The following is a 24,028-nucleotide window of genomic DNA, read 5'->3' as shown; positions in this document are numbered from 1 at the left end:
ATGCCGTTCAGACGCTGGCAAGACGTTCGTACAAACACTTGAATTCTTCTTCCAGCGTATTCTGCGGCAGGCTGCTGTTGCCGCGGCCATACCAGTAACGCGCATTGCCCAGATCGCCTTCAACCCGGTGCAGATAGCCGTGAATCCGGCACGAAAATTCATCGCCATGCACCTGCACCAGCGCATGCGCTTCTTCCCAGTTTCCTGCCTGGGCCAAATCCAGCACTTTCCTGTAATCACAAACCATTTCACATCCTTGCTTATTTACTTGTCACTTGCGCCGAAGCGCTCCAGCTCGAAAAGCTCCGCATAGTCCTCCTTGAAGGACGGACCGGCCTGACGATTGATATTCAGCACGCGCTGATCGAAACCCTGTCCGCGCGTATTCAAATTGCGCTGATGCTGCGACAAATGCAAGCGCAACATTTTCGCCTTCCACTCCGCGCTGTCAGCACCGAAGGGCATATAGAGATCGGTGCGCATCGCCACCGTTTTGGCATCCTGATTCAACACTGCCCACACATTCAGATTATCCGCCAAAGCCACCGCGCGAAACAAGGCATAGGTACGTTGATGCGTCACATTGCTGTCGTTCCCGTGCGGCATGAACACCATATCCGGCTGACAAGCGGCGATCTGCGCCCGTATTGCGGCATGATTGGCCGCATCCAGACGCGGATTGCCTTTTTCATCCGGCGGCAAACGCAGGAAGCTGAGGTGCTCGGGCGGCAAGCCGAAAAATGCGCAGCTTGCCGTCTGCTCGGCTTCACGCAATGCTGCTTTTTCAGCGGCAGTATGCGCGCCGGAAAAACCGTCTTCCACACCGCTGACGCCGGTAGTCAATACTGCCAGATGTATCGTGTCGCCACGTTGATGAAAAAATTTCAGCGTCACGCCGATGGCATCGAAATCATCCGGATGCGGCGCCAGCACCAGCACGCTCAGCGGCGCGGACAAGGACAGCTCGTCCAGCCGCGCCGGGCGATTGTTTTCCAGCACTTCCTGCAAGCTGCTTGTCATGGCTTTTCCAATCCCAGCTGCGGCGGTTGGCTAGCTGCTTCGACAGCTTCCATGCCGCGCGCCTTCTGCAGCATGCGCTTGAGCCAGTGCTCGATATCGTCGATGTAGGTAAACACCGCCGGCACCACCAGCAGGCTCAACAGCGTCGAAGTGATCAAGCCGCCGATCACGGTAATCGCCATCGGTGAGCGGAAACTTGGATCGCCTACCCAGCCCAATGCCAGCGGCAACATGCCGGCACCCATGGCAATGGTCGTCATCACAATCGGGCGACTGCGTTTATGACAGGCATCGACTAATGCATCGGTCCGATTCATGCCTGCCTTGCGTGCGAGGATCGCGTAATCGACCAGCAAAATCGAGTTCTTGGTGACGATACCCATCAGCATGATCAGGCCTATCATCGACGGCATAGACAAAGCGCTGCGCGTCAGCAGCAGGGCGACAAAAGCGCCGCCTATCGAGAGCGGCAAGGCCGCCAGAATCGTTACCGGCTGCATGAAATCCCTGAACAGCAGCACCAGCACGCCGTAAATACACAACACGCCGATTGCCATCGCCAGACCGAAGCTGTTGAACAGCGCCTGCATTTCCTGCGCATCGCCGAGTTCGGCAATTTTTACCGCCGGCGGCAGATTCTGCAGTGTCGGCAGCGCACGTGCTTCGGTATTCAGATCGCCCAGCGAGCGCGTACCGAGCTCGACATCGAAAGTCACATTGCGACTGCGGTTGAGCCTGTCGATCTGTGCCGGGCCGCTTTCCATCGTCACGGTGGCGACATTGCCGAGCATGACCGGACCATTTTTACCCGGTACCGTCAAGCGTTCAATCGCAGACAAATCGGCCCGCACATCATCCGGCAACTTGACGCGTATCGGCACCTGACGCTCGCTCAAATTCATCTTCGGCAAGCTGGTGTCGTAATCCCCTGCGGTCGCAACGCGTACCGTTTCACCGATGCTGGCGGCGGTGACGCCCAGATCGGCAGCGCGTGCGGAATCCGGACGCACGATGATTTCCGGACGCACCAGCGAAGCACTGGAGTTGACATTGCCTATGCCTTTGAGGGTGCGCAGTTCGCGTTCTACTTTCTGCGCAATCGTCAACAATGCCACCGGATCTTCGCTACGCAAAACCAGCTGCATCTTGACGCCGGTATCGGGTGGGCCGACGGTGAAGCGTGCGCCCGGAATATCGGCAATGGCGGTACGGATCTGCGCTTCAATCTCCGCCATCTTTTCCTTGCGGTCGCTACGATGCGTCGTCGTAATCGTCAGCACTCCGCGTCGCGCTTCGGCAGATGCACCCGGCGCAAAAGCATCGCCGCTGGAACCGCCGCCTATGGAGGCGAATACGCTTTTGATATTTTTATTCTCTGCTATTTTCGTGCGCACGGCTTCTACCACTGCCGTGGTTTCCGCCAGCGTGCTGCCGGGCGGCAGCTCGACATTGATCTGCGTTTGTGCGCGATCGGCAGCGGGCACGAATCCGGTTGGCAACAAAGGCACCAGCATGATGGAGCCAAAGAAAAAAATACCGGACGCTATCGCCGTGGTCAGCCGGTGCGTCAGACACCAGCGCATCGCCTTCAGATAGCGCTGCATCAACCAGCCGTCTTTTTCCTCACGATGCGCAGTTGGCTTGAGTATGTAGGCGGCCATCATCGGCGTGAGCAAACGCGCCACCAGAAGGGAGGCAAGAATTGCCAGCACTGCGGTCCAGCCGAATTGCTTGAAGAACAAACCCGGAATACCCGCCATGAATGCAGTCGGCAGAAATACCGCGACCAGAGCAAAGGTGGTGGCGATCACCGCCATGCCGATTTCATCCGCCGCTTCCATCGCTGCCTGCATAGGCGTCTTGCCCATGCGCAGATGACGCGAAATATTTTCAATCTCGACAATCGCATCATCGACCAGTACTCCGACTACCAGCGCCAGCGACAGCAGGGTCACCATGTTCAGCGTATAGCCAAAATAAGCCAGCCCCAGAAAGGTTGGAATCACCGACAGCGGCAGGGCGGCGGCGGCCACCAGCGTGGCGCGCCAGTCACGCAGAAACCACCACACCACCAGCACGGCAAGGAAGGCGCCTTCGTACAGCAATTCCATCGATGCTTCGAAATTTTCTTCGACCGGCTTGGCATTGTCGATTGCCAGCCTGAACACGACATTCGGATAACGCTCCTGCAAGGCGGCTACTGCTGCGCGCGAACCATTGGCGACCTCCAGCTCGCTCGCACCCTTGGTGCGGAAAATCTCGAAGCCGACCACGGTCTTGCCATCCTGCGATGCCGACGAACGGCGCTCGGCTATCGTATCGGTCACCGTCGCGACGCGATCGAGCCGGATGTGGTGGCCATCCGCCAGCGGAATATCCATCGCGGCCAGTTCGGCCGCCGTCTGCACAGTTGCGATGGTACGCACCGATTGTTCGGCGCCGCTGACATCGCCACGGCCACCCGGCGCTTCCTGCTGCACCAATTTCAGGCGGCGCGAAACATCGACAGCAGCAACATTGAGGGCAGCCATTTTTGCCGTATCCAGCTCGACCCGCACTTCGCGCGTCACACCGCCGACACGCTTGACCGCACCTATACCCGGCACGGCGAGGATGGCCTTGGATACGGTGTTATCGACAAACCAGCTGAGCTCCTGCTCATCCAGCGCACTGCCAGGCGCCGCGGCGGCAGTAAGCGTCAGCACCACGCGCCCGGCAGTCGAAGCCTTGGTCACCGTGGGATCGCGCAACTCGGCCGGCAAATCAGCGCGCACACTGGACACTGCGTTGCGCACATCATTAACCGCATCCGACAAATTCTTTTCCAGTATGAATTCGACCGTCACGGTAACCAGACCGTCCAGCACTTTGGTATAGATATTCTTGACGCCTTGCAGCGTCGCTACCGAATTTTCTATCTTGCGTGCGACTTCGGTTTCCAGTTGTGCCGGCGCGGCGCCGGACAATACCGCGCTGACCGTTACTATCGGCAATTCGATATCCGGAAAATCCTGCACCGCAGTACTTTTGAACGACAGCAAGCCTGCCAGACCCAGCAGCACAAACAGCATGATGGCCGGGATCGGATTCTTGATCGAGAAGGAAGAAAAATTCACCCTGGCTCCTATCTGGCGACGTCGACGGAGGCTGCAGCTGCAGGGGCGGCAACCACCTTGACCAGATCGCCATCGTTCAGAAAACCGGCGCCACTGGCAACCAGCACTGCATCCGGTGCTATCCCTGTCACGACTTCAATCCTGTCTTGCAAACGTCGCCCCGCTTCAATTTTCAGCTGCGTCACACGGTTATCAGCATTCAAACGGAATACATAACTGAAACCATCCCGAATCACGATGGCTTGCTGCGGTACGGTAACGGCGCTAGACATGCCGAGATCAAACTCGCCGGTGGCAAACATGCCGGCGCGTACCGGCGCAACATTGGCCGCAGCGGGCAGCAGATCGACATACACCAGTGCCGAACGATTTTGCGCATCCACTGTAGGTGCAATCATGCGCACCTTGCCTTTGACTTGCGTGCCGTTCGCCCCCATGATCAGGGCCGGTGTGCCTGTGGCAAGACGCCCTAGTTCGGCGGACGTTACTTCTGCACGCCACTCCAGCCGACCCTGACGGATCAGGCGAAACAACTCGGTACCGGCGCCGACTACCGCACCGACGGTAGCGTTACGCGCCGAAATAATTCCGTTGTCCGAAGCCAGCACCTGCGTTTGTGCGAGCCGCACTTCCTGCACTGTCAGCATGGCTTTTGCCGCCTCTGCCTTCGCCCTGGCGGTTTGTTCTGTCGTCAGATATTGATTGATCTGCTGAGTACTCAAGGCGCCCGTGCTTTCCAGCGTACGCGCACGTTCCGCATTGTTTTTTGCATCGGCGGCATTGGCTTCGGCCTCCATCACGCTGGCGCGTGCCTGCGCCAGATCAGCCTTGGTCGAAGCGGAGGAAAAGGTTGCCAGCACCTGGCCGCGACGCACCACATCGCCGACGTTGACGCGTACGTCGGTCAACTGCAAACCATTCGATTCGCTGCCGACAATGGCCTCCTGCCATGCAGTGATGCTGCCGTTGGCCGAGAGCTTGATCGGCAACTGCGCCTGCGCAGGCTGCGCTGTCGTCACAGTCAACGCTGGTTTGGGGCCGGTTTCATTCTTTTTCTTCGCAGTGCCGGATGTTCCGCTTACCAGCGCAATGACGATCGCAGCCAGCACGAGCAAGGCGATCATGGCAATGATGATGGTTTTTCTCTTGAAACGTTTCATGTGTTGAGTCCGTTATTGTTGCTATTAGTCAGATTCAAATGAATAGGGCGGCGATCATTACGGTTGTGCCGCAGGTGCAGCGTCGGGATTGCTCCAGCCGCCGCCGGCAGCACGGTATAACGCAATCCATGCAGCCATGCGTTCACGCTCCAGCGACACTGCGTTCAATTCAGCCGCCAGCCGGACACGGCGCGAATCTTCCAGTTCCACCAGACTGGCAAGACCATTCTGATAACGACTTTCGGTACCGTTGAACGAGGCGCGATAACCCTCCACTGCGACGCGTGCATCGTCGCTGCGTGCGGCCGTGCTTTGCAGATTGACCAGCGCTTCTTCCACTTCACGCACTGCCTGCCGCACGCTACCGCGATAGCTGACAACTGCGGCGTCGTACTGCGCCTGTGCTGCCGTCACATTTGCCGCGCGCGCGCCACCATCGAAAATCGGCAAGGTCAGCGACACGGGGCCGATCGACCAGGTATCGAGATTGGTTGTCACACCGCCGGAATGGAAACTCGCCAGACCGATTGAACCGCTCAAACTGAGGCGCGGATAACGTTGCGCCTGCGCGCTGCCGACTTCCGCACTGGCGGCAGCGACTTCGCGTTCTGCGATAAAAATATCCGGCCGTTGCGCCAGGGTTTGTGCCGGCAGGCTGGAGATATCCAGCTCGGTTGCGGCAGTATCCGGCGCAGGCGTATCGGCAATTTTTTTACGGATGGCCGGTTCATCGATTGCCGTCAGGCCAACCAGCGCCTTGATATCCAGATCGCACAAGGCACGTTGCTGGGTGGCACGACCATTGCCTTCTGCCGCACTGGCACGCGCCAGCGCGGCCGTAGCCGGCGCCTGGAATCCGGCCTTTGCGCTCAGTTCCGACAGGCGCGCAGTCTCGGCGCGCGAATCCGCGTCTGCACGCGTCACGATGATCAGCTTGTTGCAGGTACGCAGACTGTAATAACGGTTCGCCACTTCGGCCGCCACCGATACCCGGGCATCATGCCAGTTTGCCTGCGCGCCTTGCAAACGCGCGAGGGCTGCTCTGCTGGTGGCACGATTGCCGCCGAACAAATCAGCTTCCCACGATGGTTGCAGGGCCGCTTGCGTCGTCGTTCCCAAGGGCAGCGGCACCTGCATATTGGTACGCTGTACGTTGATACTCGCATCCAGTTTGGGCAACAAGGCCGCATCCGCCGACACCCGGGTCGCGCGCGATTGTTCTATGCGCGCTATCGCCGTGGCAACCGTAGGACTCACGGTTTGCGCGGCCTGGATCAAATCCACCAGAAGCGGATCGTTCTGCTGTTGCCACCATTGCGACAAATCCGTCAGCGTGCCGTGATGCGGCAATCCTGTGGCAGCGCCATCCGTCGCCAATGCCTGCGGTGCCGGCGCAAACCATTGTGGCGGCGGTGCAAGCGGTACCGTCGCAGGCGGCGCCTTAAGGGCGCAGGCAGTCAGCCAGAAAGGCAGGCCGATACAGGTGGCAAGGTGAAATATTTTCATGATTTTTTCTTTTTGCTGACACTGCTCATCACCGGCGAAGGTGCAGCGGCGCGCTGCGCTACCGCAACTGCAATCATGGCTTCCGCATAATCAGTCAGATGGTCAGCCCATAGATCGATCTCAGCCGGTGTTGCGATCAGCTTGGGGCGAATCGCATTAATCGCTTCACGCAGGATAAACATCTGCAAAGGCAGGCCGATGATGGAAAACGCCAGACGATGCATATCGTCATCGGCTTTGCTTATCCGCATATGCTTCATCAGCATTGCCACCAGAGCGGCGTGCGCAGGTTTGATGCTGCTGCTGATTTCCTCTTCCCATAAACCGGTCGGCTCCAGCATTTCGCGAAAATGCAGACGTATGCATAGCTGGATCAGATCGTTCTGTTTCAAGGGCGCCAGGAACCCGGCAAAGAAATCTTCCAGCGATTCCCGCAAGGTCGAATTTGACGGGTCGGATAAGGCAATATGCTCGCAACTGCCCATCGGCTCGGTAAATACCGCCCGATACAGCCCGGCCTTGTCGTTAAAATAATATTTTATCGATGCAATATTGACGCAGGACGCCTGCGCAATCTCGCGCGTCGACGTCTTGCTGTAACCCTTTTCTGCAAACAGGCGCAAGGCCGTGTGCAGCAGGCGCTCCCGTGCCTCGACGCCATCCGAACGCGGTTTGCGTGTATCGCTTGCAACCCTGTCGGAAGAGGACTTTGAATCGGATGATTTGTGCTTGGTTTTGCTGGCGACTGGTTTCATACCCGCATTAGAGCATATAAATCAAACGTTTGATTTAACTAAATTTTTTGCGTATATTTGTCCGGCAACGAAATACGGGAAGGAATTCCAACAGCAATCATTTAACTGATGATTTAGGTACTACTCTTTTGCGTACACTCCTGCCTTCCCGATTCTTTTCCCACGCTTTCAAGGCAGCGCGATAACGCTCCATTTCAAGCTCGTATAAATCAAAGATGCATGGCTCGCAACCGCTATGACAGCACTCGTCATTGTCGGGTCGTACCGGCGGGACCGGTGGCACATCATCGGGATGCTTAATTGCAGGCATATTGAAAAAAGTGAAATAACGTTCGAGGTGTCCGTTTCTTTAATATACTGCGAAGTCGCATGCAGGCGCACATTCCTGCCTGCATCGAAGCGATGCTTATCCATACCGCCAGGAAAACTTCGGCAAAGCGCGCTTTCACTCGCCGCCATCATCTGCATCGATAAGAAAAACAACGCGCATATTCAGCATGAACGATCCGCTTACGCTCTTCAGTTTGATCCACACCTCTCTTCTTGAGATCGTGTCGTTCGCACTCGCGCTTGTCATGGTGATATTGAATATTCGCCAATCGCCATGGGCGTGGCTGTTTTCCATCACCTCGGCGGCCTTGTATGCAGTCGTGTTTTACGGCAGCAAATTGTATGGCGATATGTCGCTGCAATTTTTCTTTATCGCCGTCTCGCTGTGGGGCTGGTATCAATGGCTGTTCGGTGGCGTATCGCATCATGGCGTACAGATATCACACCTCACACCAAAAGGTTGGCTATATTCGGCACTGGCTTGGATGATTGGATTTGTCGCCATCGCTTCCTTCCTGCGCCTGTTTACCGATACGGATGTGCCGCATATCGATGCCTTCCTGACGTCAGGCAGCCTGGTCGGCCAGCTCCTGCTATCGCGTAAAAAACTGGAAAACTGGTATGTGTGGATAGGCATTGATCTGATTTACATCGGCTTGTATCTACACAAAGAGTTGTATCTCACCGCCTTGCTGTTTGCCTTGTTCGTCGTCATGGCCGCGATCGGTTTGCACACCTGGAAAAAATCTCTTGCAAGTCAGACTGTCGAAACCGCAACACCATGAATACGTCTCCGTTACGCATTGCACTGCTCGGCGCAGAATCGACCGGAAAATCAACGCTGGCAGCTGCATTGGCCGCGCACTACGACACCGTCTGGGTGCCGGAATATCTGCGTGAATTCGTGGAAGAGAAGCAGCGTACGCCGCAGGAAAAAGAGCAATTCCTGATCGCCAGCACACAACTGGAAAGGGAAGATGACGCGAACCGAAAAGCGCGCACGTTTCTGTTTTGCGATACCACGCCGCTGATGACGGCTATCTATAGTCAATTCTATTTCGGCAGTATCGATGCAAAGCTGGAGAATTTGCTGCGGGCACAGCGTTATGATTTCACCATCGTCACAGAACCAAGCACTCCATGGATTGCCGATGGTCTGCAACGTGAATCCGATGCGGTACGGCAAGCTGTCCACACACTATTGCTGGCTACGCTCGCTGCAGAAGCCATTCCTTTTCTATTGGTATCAGGAGACGTTGCCGAACGTGTGCAGCAGGTAAGCACCTATCTGTCAGCGAAATACCAAAGCCCATAAAAATGCCACCGCTGAAGAAAACCTTGCCTACTTTCTTCAGCGGTGGCGCATTGCCCTATACGTGCTTAGATGACCGCGATCAGAAATCCACCTGAGCCGACAACCTGAACACGCGCGGCGCGCCCGGAATCAGGTAACCGCCAAAGGCATTCGCCGCATCGCCCCAGTAAAATTTGTCAAAGACGTTATCGATACCAAGGCGGAAGGTGCTTGTCTTGCCGCTGATCTTGGTCGCGTAGCGCGCACCGACATTGAGCACGTGATAACCGTCCACCCTTTTATTCAGTGCAGCAATTTCGCTATTCGGCGCGAACACCTTGCTGGTGGAATAAATCCACGTCGCGTTCAATCTGACCGCGGGCATTTGCGGCAATGCATAGTCGGCGTACACGGCTGACTTGAACCTGGGAACATTGCCGACACGCTTGCCTTCGACATTCGCATCGCCGGTTCCTTCCATGTCTGCCTGCAACGCAGTAAAGCTTGCACCTATCGTCAGGTCGCGTGTTGCACGTCCCTGCGCTGCCAATTCCAGACCGCGATGCACTTGCTTGCCTGCTACAACATAAACGGAAGCCGGATTCAGGTATTCGTTGTTGCGCTTGATCTGGAACAGCGCTGCAGACACGCTGACATTCTGCGTAATATCAGCCTTGACACCGACTTCCATTTGCCGGGACTTGTTAGGATCGAGCACTGATTCGGCATTGGTATTGCCGGATGGAATTTCACCACCCGGCTCCAGCCCTTGCGAATAGGATGCATACACAGAGAGATTGGCTTGCGGACTGTAGACCAAGGCGATATTCGGCAGCACAAAACCTTGGTCGGTATTTCTGATGTTCGTACCATCGGCAGCAAACTGTACGCGCTTCAGTTTTGTGTAACGCACACCTGCATGCAACTTGAACTCATCATTCAAGCTCAGAATATCCTGTACGAAAATCGAGCGCTCATCATCCTTGCGGCGCAGGCCCACTGGCATGGTCGGGCCAAGCTGATGTGAATAAGGAACAGAGCCATAGATATTGCCGTAACCGACAAAATCAAACAGATAGTCAGCAAAATTATCGCGACGATTCAATGTCGAAACGCCCGTAGTCAGTGCATGTTTGATTGAGCCAGTTGTGAACGTACCCTGCAGCATGGCATGAGTGGTCATTACAGAACGCTTGTCATTGTCACGACGCAAATCGTACATGGCAAAGTCACCATTTGCGTTGTATCCGACAAATGGGTTGCCACAACCAGTAGGCGGAACATATAAGGGGTCAATAACAGCCTGGTTTGCATTTCCACATCCCGAAGCCAATGCCACCGCATCATCACGACGCAATTCGAATTTGTTGGCCTGCAGGGTGATGTGCCAGTTGTCGCTGAGTTCATACTCAAACTTCACGCCCAAGTTGTTGGTGTCGTCGGTAACCGGGCGGCTCCAGGGCTGATTATTCAGCATGGTCTTGCCGCTCACGCCGGTAGGAATACGCTGCTCAGGACCAAGTAACTGAAAACCGGGCACCGTCAACTGCGACTTGTGCTGATAATCCATATCCACCTGCAACAAGGCACGCGGGCTGATGCGCCAGTCGAAGGCACCGGAAACGAACCGTCGGTCGCCGTTCGAGCCCTTTACATAGGATTTGATATCTTCGGCCGCTGCATTGATGCGGTAACCGAAACGTTTGTCCTCGGAACGGCCGCCCAGATCAATTGCACTGTAAATCGTGCCGCGCTCGCGCACTTCAAAGGTCGCTGAACGCAAGGGTTCATTGGTCGGCCTCTTGATTACATAATTGAGAATGCCGCCGGATGAAGCCGTGCCTGCCTGCAGGCCTGCGAGGCCTTTCAGAATTTCGAGGCGCTCCTTGTTTTCCATAGGAATCGCCGAGTGGGCAAGAATCACCATGCCATCTTTGCGATAGTTCGACCCCATATCCAGCGTAAAGCCGCGTATCGCAAACCAGTCGGAGAGGCCAACTGCGTTATAGGAATTCTGTACGCTGGCATCGTACTTCACCGCATCGGTCGCGGTACGGATGCTGCGTTCCTGCATCTGCTCATGCGTGATGACGCTGATGGATGCTGGCGTTTCGCGCAAAGGCGCATCCGAGAAACCGCCTACGCTCGCATTACGCGCAATCCCATCCGATTCTGAATCGGACACCACTACCACTTCGGGCAGCACATTTTCGGAAGTCTCAGCCATTGCTGCGGGTGCAAATGCAAAAGCTTGCGCAACAGACAAGGCAATAAGGGAACGACGGGAGTGAAATACAGACATGTTTTGCTCAATCAATCGCGTTAAAAACGAATGCGCGCGAAGGAATGGACAAAGAAATTGCGTGGACTTTGTGCGCTTCCCTACGCTGGCATTATCCAGGTCAGGTACGGAGGGTTTTATCTCACCCGAAGACTGTTGCCTTCAGGACCCCTAGCGTGCGGTCGCATAGTAACATGAAAGAAGTAACGCGCGAAACGGCATTTTTACTGAAAGTTGCAGTATATTTCACCGATCTTAACCGGGGTCAATGAATGCCGGAGTCAAATGACAAATGCCATGCCCTATGCTTGCAACAAGACGATGGAACAGCGCAGCGTCATCCGTAACACTGTTGCTGCCCTGATATTCCACTGATTGCCGCTCTTTATTTGCGGGGCTTTTTTGCCGCCTTGTCGGCGTCTTCGATTTCATTGCTGTTTTGATGATCGAGATGAGCATTCGCCGAATCGGGTGCATGCTCGATACGCGTGATGCCCGATGACACGGAAACCGGATCGCTGGCGGGAAAGGTCATTTCAATACCGATATCCAGCAAAGTTTCCTTGGCTTGTGCTTCCTCGGAACACACGGTTTCAGTCGGCATTTCAGCCACCGGATCGCTGGCGGGAAAGGTCTGTGCCAGAGCCTTGTCCAGCAAGTGTTCTTCATGCGATTCGCGGGTAAGCTTTTGCGCCTCGGCGGGCGGTTTTTTTTCGGTTTTTGAAGAATGATCGTGCGTCATGTTGCACTCCTTGGTGACGGATCTATTTGCAGACCGAGCTGCATCTCATATCAACAGCATTACTCCGTTTTCTTGTCGTCAGGACTTGCTGTAGCCATATCCGCTTCAATATTGGGCGCTAGATAGTGCACAGCCAATATTTTTAAAATCTCTTTCCCGGCAGGACTCTCCAGTGTCACCTCATCGCCTGCGTAAGCGCCCAGCAGGCTTTGCGCCACAGGCGACAGCCAGCTGATCCTGCCATTGTCCGGATCAAGCTCATCCAGGCCGACGATGGTCACGCTTTGCTGTTCGCCACTTGCATGTTGATAGGTAACGTTGGCGCCGAAAAAGATTTGCTCTTCGCCGGCATGCACGCCGGGATCGACAATCTCCGCCATTTCCAGACGTGCTTGCAGATAATGAATATTTTGTTCGATTTCACGCACAGTCCGTTCCGGCGACATCTCCGAGAAGGCAGCGTTATCGGAATTTTCTTCGCGCACGGCAGCAGACTGCGCCGCATTCATCAAGCGCTGCAACTCACTTTGCAAATGCCGGTAACCTGCCAGCGTGATGTAATTGCGTACACCCGATGGCATTTCCGGCAACAAGGACAAAGCTTCGTTGTCGCCTGTTTCTTTTACAAAAGCCTTGTTCATATCGCTTGTCGATGTCGACCCCTCACATTGAAGATGCAAGTATCGCTGGAAAGCACAGCCTTATCTGTACCTTACATCACATAGGGAAATGCTGCTTTTGTGCGTGCAAACGCGACTCAGATGGAAACCTTGCCACGCATGGCCTTGGTTTGTCCGCGCGCATTCTTGCCGTCCAGACGCTTGCGTTGCGAACCGTAGGTCGGTTTGGTGGCGCGCCGCGCTTTGGGCACGACGGTCACGCCGACGATCAATTCCTGCAATCGGCGCAAGGCTTCTTCGCGGCTTTGTTCCTGACTGCGACCCTGCTGCGCCTTGATCACGATCACGCCGTCCTTGCTGATGCGTTGATCGTTGAGCAGCAGCAAGCGCTCCTTCAGATGATCCGGTAATGATGAGGCTGCAATGTCGAAACGCAAATGAATCGCCGTCGCCACCTTGTTCACATTTTGCCCACCCGGGCCTTGCGCGCGGATGGCGATAAGATCGATTTCGCTGTCGTCGATAACGAGCGTATCAGTGATATGCATGATTTATTGGTGGCGCGCCGAAGGTACCGGCGCGCTCATGCGTGCCGGCCGATGACTGCGGCTGGCACATACAACTATTTCAATCAGACGTCGGACCACAGCTTGCCGCCAGTTGCCCAGTTTTCGCGCTTCACATCTTCAATGATGATATCGACCGATTCCGCACTGGAACCGAGTGTTGCTACGGTTGCTTCAGTGACGGCTTTGACGAAAGCGCGCTTTTGTTCGACGGTACGGCCTTCAAATAATTGAACGTTGATGGTTGGCATGAATTTTCCTTGTAGTTAATGAATAAATTGGTGAGCAAGTTATTGAATCAATGAGTCGTCGCCGTTAATTGCGATATGCCGGCGATACCGCATCGAGTTTGCGCAGCAAGGCCGGCCATTCGAGCAGGCCTTCCGGTGCGCCGTCGCCGAGCAATTCCCTATAGGTCTTGGCACATACTTCAGACGGTGGAATATTCAGCGGCCCGCCGCCAGCCTGCGCCTTCAACTGGAAAGAACACGCCTTGTCCAGCGTATCCATCAGCACATAGGCCTCAGCGATCGTGCGACCGCTGATCAGCGTACCGTGATTGCGCAACAGCATCGCAGGGTAATCGCCCAGACGCTCGAGCAGACGCGTCTGCTCGACTGGCGACAGCGCCAGTCCTTCGTAATCGTGATAGCCCATCTGCTGGTAAAAACGCATGGCGTGCTGCGACAAGGGCAGCAATCCTCCCTGCTGCATGCCAACCGCAACGCCGTTTTCATTATGCAGATGCATGACGCACATCGCATCCTTGCGTGCGCTGTGCACGGCGCCGTGAATAGCAAAGCCGGTCACATTTACACGCGCCGTCTGGTCGCCGATGATATTGCCCTGCAAATCGATCTTGACCAGATTTGAAGCGGTAATTTCGTCGAATCGCAAGCCGAATGGATTGATCAGAAAGCGGCCTTCTTCGCCCGGCACAGTGGCGGAGATATGCGTATAGATCAGGTCGTCCCAGTTTTTCAACGCACACAGGTGATAACAGGCGGCGAGATCGAGACGAACCTGCCATTCGGCATCGCTGATGTCGGTCGCGGCAGTGTTGATGGAAGAGATACTCATAAGCCTTGAATTGAAATCTGAAAGAAATCCGCACTGCATCTGCACGATGCAGTGCGGAGGAAGAGGCAAATTATAAGGTCATTGGCGACGCGATGCGGACAATGCGACGCGACCATACACGCCGGCCGCGCTGCGGTAGAAAGTGGACGTCATGCCATGGAGACACGGCATGACGTCCAGCCTGCTGCCTTACTGCGCGGGTATCTGTGCAAAGCGTCCGCTATTGAAATCAGCGATTGCCTGTGCAATTTCAGCCTGGCTGTTCATCACAAACGGACCGTAACCGACGATCTCTTCCTCAATCGCCTCGCCGCTCAACAGCAACACCACGGCATCGCTATTCGCTTCTATCCTTACTTTGCTGCCGCTGCTATCGAGCACCACCATCTGTGCTTCGCGCGCGACGCGCTCATCATTGATCAGCACCGTACCGCGCAATACGATCAGCGCAGAGTTCCAGCCATCGGGCAAGGTAAAGTCACTCTTGCTACCCTGCTTCAGGTTCAGATCCCACACCTGCATCGGTGTAAAGGTATGCGCCGCTCCTGCATGCCCCTCATAGTCGCCGGCAATCACACGCAGCGTTCCGGCATCGTCCGGCAAAGGCACGACCGGGATATCGTTGCTGACAATGGCCTGATAGCCGGGCGGCGTCATCTTGTCGCGCGCCGGCAAATTGACCCACAGCTGCACCATCTCCAGCGTACCGCCGGAATGAGTGAACGCATCCGAATGAAATTCTTCGTGCAGGATGCCGGCGCCGGCAGTCATCCATTGCACGTCGCCCGGGCCTATGACACCGCCCTGGCCGGTGGAATCGCGATGCGCGACCTCGCCTTTGTAGACGATGGTGACAGTTTCAAAGCCGCGATGCGGATGCGAACCGACGCCAGGCGCATGATCGGAGGCTGGAAATTCAGCCGGCCCCGCGTAGTCGAGCAACAAAAAGGGGCTGAGTTGCTTGCCGTGGCTTTGATACGAAAACATCGAGCGCACCGGAAAACCGTCGCCCACCCAATGGGGACGCGGAGCATCGGAGACAGCAATGATTTTTTTCATGACGTTTTCCTTTCTTGAATTCTACATATGCGGCCTTAATATGCATAAAGCAAGGATAGAGCGGCGTCATCGCTACGCATTACAGCCGGCTATCCAGTTCCGCTAACGCAGCAAATCCCGCAGGGCGGCATAGTAGACAATTCGCCATCAAAGCAGTTGCATGCGGACCATGCGATAGCTAAAACAAATCGAATGGAGAAATTAAATCAATTATACAAATAATGAACAAGCGCTTATCATCTGTACTCACACCTCTTTTTAACCCTGTAAGGAAAACGAAATGTCACTTATTAACACTCAAGTCCAGCCTTTCAAAGCGCAAGCTTTCCATAACGGCAAGTTCATTGAAGTCACAGAACAATCGTTGAAGGGCAAATGGTCCGTACTGATTTTCATGCCGGCAGCGTTCACTTTCAACTGCCCAACCGAAGTTGAAGATGCAGCAGACAGCTACGCAGAATTCCAGAAACTGGGCGCAGAAGTTTATATCGTCACCACCGACACTCACTTCTCGCACAAAGTCTGGCACGAAACATCGCCTGCAGTTGGCAAAGCAAAATTCCCGCTGGTCGGCGATCCAACTCACGCCTTGACCAATGCTTTCGGCGTACACATTCCTGAAGCAGGTCTGGCACTGCGCGGCACCTTCGTGATCAATCCAGAAGGCGTCATCAAGACCATGGAAGTGCATGACAATGCCATCGCTCGCGACGTTTCCGAAACTCTGCGCAAACTGAAAGCAGCAAAATACGTTGCAGAGCATCCAAACGAAGTTTGCCCAGCCAAATGGAAAGAAGGCGAAAAAACCATCGCTCCATCGCTGGATCTGGTCGGCAAGATCTAAGAAGCAAGCAGTAGTTTGAACAAGTAAATATTGTTTGATCGTTCCGGGCCCAGTGCTGGGCCTGGAATAAAAGCTTCACCGCGGTACCAGGTACATTGCACTTTGCGCAGCACCTCTCGCAGTACCTTTATTTATAAACTGAAAAGAAAGCAGGGACCCATCATGTTGGATGCCAATCTCAAAACCCAATTAGCCTCTTATTTGGAAAAGATCGTACAACCGATCGAGATCGTCGCGTCACTCGATGGCAGCGACAAATCTCGCGAATTGCAGGAACTGCTGCAGGAAATCGTTGTGCTGACCGACAAGATCACGCTGGTCGAGCGCACCGATGACAACGAGCGCAAACCTTCTTTTATCATCAAGCGCCCGGACGCACACGCAGGCATTCAATTCGCCGCGATTCCACTGGGCCACGAATTCACCTCACTGGTGCTGGCTTTGCTGCAAACCGGCGGCCATCCATTGAAACTGGAAGATTCCGTGATCGAACAGATCCGCAATCTCGATGGCGACTACACCTTTGAAACCTATATGTCGCTGTCTTGCCATAACTGTCCGGAAGTCGTGCAGGCTTTTAACGTGATGGCGCTGATCAATCCGCGCATCCGTGCTGTCACGATCGACGGCGGTTTGTTCCAGGACGAAGTCAAGGAACGCGACATCATGGCGGTGCCGACAACGTTCATGAACGGACAGCCGTTTGAATCCGGTCGCGTCAGTATCGAGCAGATACTCGCCAAACTCGATACCGGCGGCAACAAGCGCAAGCAGGAAGAACTCAGCGCCAAAGCACCGTACGACGTATTGATCGTCGGTGGCGGGCCTGCGGGCGCAGCTGCAGCAATTTACGCAGCGCGCAAAGGCATACGCACCGGCGTAGTTGCGGAGCGTTTCGGCGGCCAGGTACTGGATACGCTGTCGATTGAAAACTTCATCTCGGTACAGGAAACCAACGGACCAGCATTTGCCACCGCGCTGGAACAGCACGTCAAGAGCTACGACGTCGACATCATGAACGTGCAACTGGCTTCCGAGCTGGTGCCGGGCAAACTGATCGAAGTCAAGCTGAAAGACGGCGGCTCGCTGAAAGGCAAAACCGTGATCCTCGCCACCGGCGCACGCTGGAGAACCATCGACGTGCCGGGTGAAAACGAATACCGCAACAAGGGTGTTGCGTATTGCCCGCACTGCGACGGCCCACTGTTCAAGGGCAAACGCGTAGCGGTGATCGGCGGCGGCAATTCCGGTGTCGAAGCGGCGATCGATCTGGCCGGTATCGTCGGCCATGTGACCCTGATCGAGTTCGGTGCAGAGTTGCGTGCCGATGCAGTATTGCAGCGCAAGTTGCACAGCATGCCCAACGTCACCGTGATCACGTCAGCACAAACGACGGAAATCACCGGCGATGGTAAACGCGTCAACGGCCTGGTTTACAAGGACCGCAAGACCGAAAAAGTGAAGACGGTCGAACTGGAAGGCGTCTTCATCCAGATCGGTCTGGTGCCAAACACCGAGTGGCTGAAAGGCACGCTTGCCTTGTCACGTCACGGCGAGATCGAAGTCGACGCACGCGGTCAAACGTCTATCCCCGGCGTATTCGCTGCCGGCGACGTGACTACGGTGCCGTTCAAGCAGATCGTGATCGCAGTCGGCGAGGGCTCCAAGGCAGCATTGAGCGCCTTCGATTACCTGATCCGTAATTCGGAGACGGAAGATGAAGCTGCTGCTGACACAGCAGAAGCAGTGACCGCATAAGCAAATGCATCACGCAATAAAAAAGCCGCAGCAATGCGGCTTTTTTATTGGTCGTTATAGAAAATTCTGCTTTCGTTCCTCGAACGCTAAAAATTTGCCAAGACGAAATTCCTAATTCACCAGCGTCAGTACATCAACATCGATTTCCGGCGTCGACAGAAAATCTTTTTCAACCTCGCCGCGTATTTCAACTTTCGTTTTTTCATCTACCTTCTTGTTGATGAAATGCTTGCCATCGATATCGACCCTGATTTCTGATGTGCCATCAGAAAAAATGTATTTTTCATTTCCTACTTTTTTGACGATAAATCCGCGCAGCGTAACCGGTTGGTCATCAACCGGATGTTTAAGAATTTCAGCGATAGAAGTAAGGGTCGCTTGCGTCGTTGGGCCAACATACTGCGCCGATGCCGCCGATGAGAAGCCGATTGCCGACAAAGCAATGATGAGTGCTGCGATGTTTTTTTGTTTCATTTTCACTCCCTCAGTAAGATTGATATGCTCACAAAAATCATGTCTCTTTACGCATTCTCTCGGTTTCAAAAATTGTATTCACCGAATACATATTTGTCGAAACTGAATTTGCTACCACCCGGCAGCGTATCTACCAAGCGCTTGGCATTTTTTGCCGAGATAAAGACATCCGCCATCTGATCCTTGCAGCGAAACCTGGTCGCAGGACTCAAAATGGTATTGGCCTTGATCCTGATGTGACGAAAGCTCTTCGCTTTCTCGCTACAAATCAAAAAATGCTGCTCCTGCCGAAAACCGGAGAGCGGTATATGCAGCCACCATCCTTCATCGCCAGCATACGGCACCACTGTCGACCATTGGGTATTACGCTCGTTCAACAGGTTGGCGCGCAACTCTTCATTGACTCGTTTGATTGCTTCTATCTTGTTCATGGCTACTTTATCGAAACACGGTGGATGCATTGCATCCAAAGACATCAGGATAAAGCAAATGCGGGTTATCCATGCGTCTTTGACACGCCACAAATAAAAAAGCCCATAGTCTATGGGCTTGTTGTTTTCTTGATCATTGCTCGCATTCAGTGGCAAGCGCAAGGCGAAAACCTTGATGACGATCAAGTTCACGCATCAATATACATGCGATTCTCGCAGCGAGGTATGAGAGATCGAAACATGTTGCGTATCCGCCAAACGGCGCGATACATCACATTACCCAACAGGAAATCAGGCTATTATTTTCAGACACATGGCACGCCATGCGTAAGCTGCAACCGAACTATGAGAAAGCGCTTCGCCGCAGCAACAGGCGACTCACCAGCTGGGCCATAAAGGAGACAAGCAATGAAAGCATCTTTGACTTTCCGTGTGTTGCCACAACTCGCCGCCGTCACCGCATTTTCTGCGCTGGCGGCTTTTTCTTTGCCTGCCGCCGCGCAAAGTGCCGGCGACAATATCGTCAACGTGGGCTGGTTTCATTTACGACCGAATGAATCCAGTGAACCGCTCTACAGTCGCATGGCACCAATCGGCCCTAAAGCCGGCAGTAGTGCCAGTATCAGCAATGCCGACACCCTCGGAATTGCCTTCACTCACTTCTTCACCGATAACTTTGCTCTCACCGCCGACTTGGGCGTACCGCCGAAATTCAAATTGTATGGCGGTGGCACGATTGCCGCTCTTGGCGAGCTCGGCACAGCCAAACAATGGAGTCCTGCTGTTATTGCGAAATGGTATTTCGGCGACAGAAATTCGCAACTACGTCCATTCGTTGGCCTTGGCGCAACGCGCGTCTGGTATAGCGGCGTCGAATTGTCGAAAAACTTGCAAGCTAGTGTTACTGGCGGAGTTGGCACTGCGACCGCCAATCTCAGTTCATCATGGGCTCCAGTCGCCAATGTAGGCTTAACGTACAACATCGACAAAAACTGGTCGCTAGGCTTCTCCGTTGCATATATCCCACTCAAAACCGATGCTGAGATCATCGGCCGCGTTGGTGGAACCGTAGTCTCCAGAAACACAACGACGTTGACAATTGACCCGCTCGTCACCTTCCTCTCGGTAGGTTACAAGTTCTGAGCATTACTTGAGCGCAGGATGATGAAAAACCTGGCGCAGGTAAGCCAGGAAGGTCTCATCCCTGCATAAGGTCTTGCCGGCAGAATCGGACAGCTTGGCGACAGGCTGTCCGTTACACACCATCAGCTTCATCACGATATTCAGTGCCGGGATACCGGTATCGTTGGATAGATTGGTGCCTATTCCGAAACCGGTCAGCGCGCGATCTGCAAAGTGTCGGTACAGCGAAAAAGCGCCCGGCAAATCCAGGGCATCGGAAAACACCAGCCGCTTGCTGCCCGCATCGATACGCAAACGCGCGTAGTGCGCTAGCGCTTTCTCTCCCCATTCGACCGGATCGCCGGAATCATGGCGCAAGCCATCGAACAGTTTGGCAAAGTACAAATCGAAATCTGCCAGGAAGGCATCCATCCCCACCACGTCGGTCAATGCGATACCCAGATCACCGCGATATTCCTGCACCCAATCCTCCAGCGCCGCTTTTTGAAAATCGCGCAGACGTACGCCGAACGATTGATAGGCTTGCAGATATTCATGTGCCATCGTGCCGATAGGCGTCAAACCGTATTTTTGCGCCAGGTGTACATTCGAGGTTCCGGTGAAATACTGCGGCACTTCTCTTGCCAGGGTAACGACGACTTCTTCCTGCCAGGCCGCAGAGAAACGACGGCGCAAACCGAAGTCGAAAAATTCAAACGGATTTTTTCTCGTCGCTTCCTTGCCGAAATTTTTCAACAGGTGAATTTTTTCCTGCAGACGCCGCCGCGCTTCCACCAATGCCGCTTGCTGATCGAAGCGACGGAAATAAAGTTCATTGACGATATAGAGCACGAAAATCTCAAAGCCCATCACATGCACTTGCGGGCCGATCGCACGTATGCGCAGCGCCGGACCATCGGCCGCTACCGTAATGAATTTGCGCTGGAAGCGAAAAACCGTGAGGAAATCCACGAAATCGCTTTTCATGAAACGCAGGCTGCGCAAATAAAGCAACTCATCATCGCGAAACGCCAGTGTACAAAGATGATCCAGCTCACGCTCCACATCGGCCTTGAGTTCGCTCAGCGGATACGATGGTGCATTGCGGCAAACAAACTCATATTCCGTCTGCGCTTCGGGATGGCTATGCAGCAAGGCCTGCCACATGGTGAATTTATAGAGGTCGTTTTCCAGCAGGCTATTGACGATAGGGGGCATGGCGGGTCCGGAAAGAAAACACGTTGATCAAGCCAGCATGCGGCCTGATTCGCACGGCTATTGTTTTTTGAAAATCTGCCGATACAAGATGCAGGGATATTAAAAAGAGTCGGCTTCACACTGGCCATTTTATCCAATGGATAGCGTTGTCAGATTTTAACCACCTCACTCATTCTCCCTTGAGACTTGACGCACTGGCATGGTGCCAACGCACAACAATTCAATGTGCTTCACGCACCGATCCGGTAGAAATCATCATTTATGCAGTTATGATGTTTCCATGGGGAATGATCGCCACGCGGTAATCTTGGTACAACAAAAAGCAATGGATGGAAGTAAGCGATGAATAATGTCATACGTAAGCTAACCAAACTTGGTGTCGGTGCAAAACTTGCCACCATCTCTTTTATATTGATTGCCATCGTCTTCGGTATTTTTGTATGGGCAACGGGCCAGGCAAGCAGCACCATGCTGGAACAGCGCGCAAGCGAGGAAGTCTCAGCCAGAAGCAGACTCGTCTTGAGCATGAGCAATGATGCAGCGCTGATCAAGAGCACGCTGCTATCGCTCAAGGTCGGCAAGACCGGCGGCTACTATGTGCTCGACGCTGCCGCCGGCCCGGATTACGGCAAGCTGATCATTGCGGCCAAAAGAGAAGGGCAAAACGTCCTGGCAGACAAGGCCACCGACGGCCGTGAATTCATCAAGGAAATCCTGAGCAAAAAAGAGGGCGTGATTCATTATCGTTCACCCGCCGATGCCGGATCCCCTGAGCGTCTGGCTGCATTCATTTATCTGCAGGACAGGAAATGGGTCGTCGTCGGCGACACTTACGTCGATGAATTCATTCATGAAGCAACGGCACTGCGTAATTTTTTAGCAGGCGCCGCATGCATCGCCTTGCTGCTTCTGACCGCCTGCCTGTACGCCGGCATACGCAAAACCGTCACCGGCCCGCTTGCGCAGGCCACGCAACTGGCGCGCCAGCTGGCTAGCGGCGATCTGACCAGCCGGCTGGAAACCAAACGTACGGATGAGATCGGCCTCTTGCTGCGCGCCATTAACAGCATAGGCCAGGGACTTGCCAACGTCGTGTGGAATATCCGTCACGGCACCGAAACGCTGGCGACGGAAACCAGGGAAATCGCTGCCGGCAATCTGGACCTGTCTTCCCGCACCGAACAGCAAGCCAGTTCGCTGGAAGAAACCGCATCCGCGATGGAGGAGATGACCTCGACCGTCAAGGAAAACGCGGCCAACGCCGAGCAGGCCAATGCTCTGGCGCACACCGCAGCCGAAGTCGCCATCAAGGGCGGCAATGTGGTGGCCGAAGTCGTCAACACGATGGATTCGATCAATCAGTCGTCGAAAAAAATCGCCGACATCATCAGCGTCATCGACGGCATCGCCTTCCAGACCAACATCCTGGCACTGAACGCGGCAGTGGAAGCCGCACGCGCAGGCGAGCAGGGTCGCGGCTTTGCCGTGGTCGCCAGCGAAGTACGCAGTCTGGCGCAACGCAGTTCGGCTGCCGCGCGCGAAATCAAGACGCTGATCGAAGATTCAGTCAGCAAGGTGCAAAGCGGTAGCAAGCTGGTGGCACACGCAGGCGCCACGATGGATGAAGTTGTCAGCAGCATCCAGCGCGTGGACAACATCATGAGCGAGATCAGTTCGGCCAGCCGCGAACAGAGCATAGGCATCGAACAGGTCAACCAGGCCATTGCACAAATGGATCAGGTCACGCAGCAAAATGCCGCACTGGTTGAGGAAGCCGCCGCTTCCGCAGAGTCATTGCAAAACCAGACTACGGAATTGGGCAATGTGGTCAGCGTCTTCACGATCAAAAGTGGCAGCCACGGGTCGACCGACGAAGCGCAGCAGATGGTCATGCAGGCCATCGAATCGATGCGCGAGCACGGCAGGGATGCAGCCTTCGCCGAGATCAACAACAAGCTCGGTCAGTTCTGCGATCGCGATCTGTACGTTGTGGTCTACGACATGAACGGACGCAACCTCGCACACGGCGCCAATCCGGGCAATGTCGGCAAGGACATGATCGACGCCAAGGACGGCGCCGGCAACCTGTACATACGGGAACGCGTCACCATCATTCAGAACAGCGGCAAAGGCTGGCAGGACTATATGTTCCTCAATCCGATATCCAAACAGGTTGAAGCCAAGTCCATGTATCTCGACAGATACCAGGATCTGATCATTGGTTGCGGCGTGTATAAGGAGTGAGGCAGGGATAAATTCTTGCGATGGGGAAAAGCGATGCGGCAATACAGCTGCACATCCAGCATCGCAGGAATGATCGCATTTCATGACGCAGCAGCAGTTAAACTGACGACGTCATCGTGCTAAGATGAATCATTCTTCGAGGAGGTCATCATGGCTGGAAAAAGACTGAGCGCGCAAGAGTTTCTGGACGAACTCAATCGCAACCTGAAGGATCATCCAGGCTACGAAGACTGGATGCAGTTCGTGCCGCCACCCGAAGGCATCGAGCCGGATACGATAGAGGGCTTCGAGCGAACCGGCCCCGAACCACGTCATTCGCTATACGATCTGGTCGCGCTGAAAGTCGGCGAAGCGTTCGACATGTTCCCGAAATAATCCGCGCGATCAACATTCACGATCAAGGCCGGC

At 54.6% G+C, this 24,028-nt stretch carries 24 protein-coding genes and 1 riboswitch; of the genes, 7 read left to right on the top strand and 17 right to left on the bottom strand.

Annotated features, from left to right (window positions below):
- Positions 1 to 7: 7 nt before the first annotated feature.
- The 7 genes from ACIQW9_RS12605 to ACIQW9_RS12575 all read right to left on the bottom strand — a co-directional run bounded on the left by ACIQW9_RS12605 (position 8) and on the right by ACIQW9_RS12575 (position 7,867).
- Positions 8 to 247, bottom strand: coding sequence for a hypothetical protein (locus tag ACIQW9_RS12605; protein WP_402337338.1), 240 nt, complete (start codon positions 245 to 247; stop codon positions 8 to 10).
- A 17-nt stretch (positions 248 to 264) separates the two neighbouring features.
- Positions 265 to 1,020, bottom strand: a complete 756-nt coding sequence (locus tag ACIQW9_RS12600; protein ID WP_402337335.1) for a PIG-L deacetylase family protein — start codon at positions 1,018 to 1,020, stop codon at positions 265 to 267.
- A complete protein-coding gene (locus ACIQW9_RS12595; RefSeq protein WP_402337332.1) occupies positions 1,017 to 4,136 on the bottom strand; it encodes an efflux RND transporter permease subunit in 3,120 nt (1,039 codons plus the stop codon). Before ACIQW9_RS12595 ends, ACIQW9_RS12600 begins: the two co-directional genes overlap by 4 nt.
- Positions 4,137 to 4,144: 8 nt before the next feature.
- Positions 4,145 to 5,296 (bottom strand): efflux RND transporter periplasmic adaptor subunit, encoded by a 1,152-nt coding sequence (locus ACIQW9_RS12590; protein WP_402337329.1) that lies wholly within the window; start codon positions 5,294 to 5,296, stop codon positions 4,145 to 4,147.
- 57 nt (positions 5,297 to 5,353) lie between these two features.
- On the bottom strand, positions 5,354 to 6,802 hold the full coding sequence (locus ACIQW9_RS12585) for an efflux transporter outer membrane subunit (protein WP_402337326.1): 1,449 nt from the start codon (positions 6,800 to 6,802) through the stop codon (positions 5,354 to 5,356).
- On the bottom strand, positions 6,799 to 7,557 hold the full coding sequence (locus ACIQW9_RS12580) for a CerR family C-terminal domain-containing protein (protein ID WP_402337323.1): 759 nt from the start codon (positions 7,555 to 7,557) through the stop codon (positions 6,799 to 6,801). Before ACIQW9_RS12580 ends, ACIQW9_RS12585 begins: the two co-directional genes overlap by 4 nt.
- Positions 7,558 to 7,654: 97 nt before the next feature.
- Positions 7,655 to 7,867 (bottom strand): oxidoreductase-like domain-containing protein, encoded by a 213-nt coding sequence (locus ACIQW9_RS12575; protein WP_402337320.1) that lies wholly within the window; start codon positions 7,865 to 7,867, stop codon positions 7,655 to 7,657.
- A gap of 187 nt (positions 7,868 to 8,054) precedes the next feature.
- Between ACIQW9_RS12575 and pnuC the strand changes: the two genes are divergently transcribed.
- Both pnuC and ACIQW9_RS12565 read left to right on the top strand, forming a co-directional pair.
- Positions 8,055 to 8,672 (top strand): nicotinamide riboside transporter PnuC, encoded by a 618-nt coding sequence (pnuC, locus tag ACIQW9_RS12570; protein ID WP_402337317.1) that lies wholly within the window; start codon positions 8,055 to 8,057, stop codon positions 8,670 to 8,672.
- Positions 8,669 to 9,202, top strand: a complete 534-nt coding sequence (locus ACIQW9_RS12565) for an AAA family ATPase (protein ID WP_402337315.1) — start codon at positions 8,669 to 8,671, stop codon at positions 9,200 to 9,202. Before pnuC ends, ACIQW9_RS12565 begins: the two co-directional genes overlap by 4 nt.
- Before the next feature lie 79 nt (positions 9,203 to 9,281).
- On the opposite strand, the gene ACIQW9_RS12560 is transcribed toward ACIQW9_RS12565, so the two are convergent.
- The 7 genes from ACIQW9_RS12560 to ACIQW9_RS12530 all read right to left on the bottom strand — a co-directional run bounded on the left by ACIQW9_RS12560 (position 9,282) and on the right by ACIQW9_RS12530 (position 15,529).
- Positions 9,282 to 11,483 (bottom strand): TonB-dependent siderophore receptor, encoded by a 2,202-nt coding sequence (locus ACIQW9_RS12560; protein ID WP_402337313.1) that lies wholly within the window; start codon positions 11,481 to 11,483, stop codon positions 9,282 to 9,284.
- Positions 11,484 to 11,543: 60 nt separating this feature from the next.
- A riboswitch (TPP riboswitch) is annotated at positions 11,544 to 11,645 on the bottom strand.
- Positions 11,646 to 11,847: 202 nt separating this feature from the next.
- Positions 11,848 to 12,204: a hypothetical protein gene (locus ACIQW9_RS12555; protein WP_402337310.1), complete on the bottom strand. Its 357-nt coding sequence runs from the start codon at positions 12,202 to 12,204 to the stop codon at positions 11,848 to 11,850.
- Between the two features lie 59 nt (positions 12,205 to 12,263).
- Positions 12,264 to 12,845, bottom strand: coding sequence for a GreA/GreB family elongation factor (locus ACIQW9_RS12550; RefSeq protein ID WP_402337307.1), 582 nt, complete (start codon positions 12,843 to 12,845; stop codon positions 12,264 to 12,266).
- Positions 12,846 to 12,961: 116 nt separating this feature from the next.
- On the bottom strand, positions 12,962 to 13,372 hold the full coding sequence (gene arfB / locus ACIQW9_RS12545) for an alternative ribosome rescue aminoacyl-tRNA hydrolase ArfB (RefSeq protein ID WP_402337304.1): 411 nt from the start codon (positions 13,370 to 13,372) through the stop codon (positions 12,962 to 12,964).
- An 83-nt stretch (positions 13,373 to 13,455) separates the two neighbouring features.
- Positions 13,456 to 13,641 (bottom strand): 4-oxalocrotonate tautomerase, encoded by a 186-nt coding sequence (locus ACIQW9_RS12540; RefSeq protein ID WP_011979267.1) that lies wholly within the window; start codon positions 13,639 to 13,641, stop codon positions 13,456 to 13,458.
- Positions 13,642 to 13,705: 64 nt separating this feature from the next.
- A complete protein-coding gene (locus ACIQW9_RS12535; protein ID WP_402337300.1) occupies positions 13,706 to 14,470 on the bottom strand; it encodes a class II aldolase/adducin family protein in 765 nt (254 codons plus the stop codon).
- A gap of 189 nt (positions 14,471 to 14,659) precedes the next feature.
- Positions 14,660 to 15,529: a pirin family protein gene (locus ACIQW9_RS12530; RefSeq protein ID WP_402337298.1), complete on the bottom strand. Its 870-nt coding sequence runs from the start codon at positions 15,527 to 15,529 to the stop codon at positions 14,660 to 14,662.
- Between the two features lie 280 nt (positions 15,530 to 15,809).
- Here ACIQW9_RS12530 and ahpC point away from each other — a divergent pair, with 280 nt between their 5' ends.
- Positions 15,810 to 16,373 carry an alkyl hydroperoxide reductase subunit C gene (ahpC, locus tag ACIQW9_RS12525; protein ID WP_011869614.1) on the top strand — a complete coding sequence of 188 codons (564 nt, stop codon included), beginning with the start codon at positions 15,810 to 15,812 and terminating at the stop codon, positions 16,371 to 16,373.
- A gap of 162 nt (positions 16,374 to 16,535) precedes the next feature.
- A complete protein-coding gene (gene ahpF, locus ACIQW9_RS12520; protein ID WP_402337295.1) occupies positions 16,536 to 18,131 on the top strand; it encodes an alkyl hydroperoxide reductase subunit F in 1,596 nt (531 codons plus the stop codon).
- A 111-nt stretch (positions 18,132 to 18,242) separates the two neighbouring features.
- Here ahpF and ACIQW9_RS12515 read toward each other — a convergent pair whose 3' ends face one another.
- The gene (locus tag ACIQW9_RS12515) at positions 18,243 to 18,605 is read right to left on the bottom strand and encodes a YgiW/YdeI family stress tolerance OB fold protein (protein ID WP_402337292.1); all 363 of its coding nucleotides are present in this window, start codon (positions 18,603 to 18,605) and stop codon (positions 18,243 to 18,245) included.
- A gap of 65 nt (positions 18,606 to 18,670) precedes the next feature.
- Positions 18,671 to 19,036, bottom strand: coding sequence for a hypothetical protein (locus ACIQW9_RS12510; protein WP_402337289.1), 366 nt, complete (start codon positions 19,034 to 19,036; stop codon positions 18,671 to 18,673).
- Between the two features lie 408 nt (positions 19,037 to 19,444).
- Here ACIQW9_RS12510 and ACIQW9_RS12505 point away from each other — a divergent pair, with 408 nt between their 5' ends.
- Complete coding sequence (locus ACIQW9_RS12505) at positions 19,445 to 20,179, top strand: OmpW family protein (RefSeq protein WP_402337286.1); 735 nt, start codon at positions 19,445 to 19,447, stop codon at positions 20,177 to 20,179.
- 3 nt (positions 20,180 to 20,182) lie between these two features.
- Here the strand turns inward: ACIQW9_RS12505 and pncB are convergent, their stop codons facing one another.
- Positions 20,183 to 21,376, bottom strand: coding sequence for a nicotinate phosphoribosyltransferase (pncB, locus tag ACIQW9_RS12500; protein WP_402337283.1), 1,194 nt, complete (start codon positions 21,374 to 21,376; stop codon positions 20,183 to 20,185).
- A gap of 342 nt (positions 21,377 to 21,718) precedes the next feature.
- Between pncB and ACIQW9_RS12495 the strand changes: the two genes are divergently transcribed.
- Together ACIQW9_RS12495 and ACIQW9_RS12490 are read left to right on the top strand one after the other, a co-directional pair.
- Complete coding sequence (locus tag ACIQW9_RS12495; protein ID WP_402337280.1) at positions 21,719 to 23,620, top strand: methyl-accepting chemotaxis protein; 1,902 nt, start codon at positions 21,719 to 21,721, stop codon at positions 23,618 to 23,620.
- Between the two features lie 150 nt (positions 23,621 to 23,770).
- Positions 23,771 to 23,995 (top strand): hypothetical protein, encoded by a 225-nt coding sequence (locus tag ACIQW9_RS12490; protein ID WP_402337277.1) that lies wholly within the window; start codon positions 23,771 to 23,773, stop codon positions 23,993 to 23,995.
- Positions 23,996 to 24,028: the final 33 nt, after the last annotated feature.

This window comes from Herminiimonas sp. NPDC097707 (genome assembly GCF_044761395.1).
Lineage (GTDB): Bacteria > Pseudomonadota > Gammaproteobacteria > Burkholderiales > Burkholderiaceae_D > Oxalicibacterium.
Note: the sequence above shows the minus strand (reverse complement) of the source record. Positions and strands in the feature narration are given on the sequence as shown.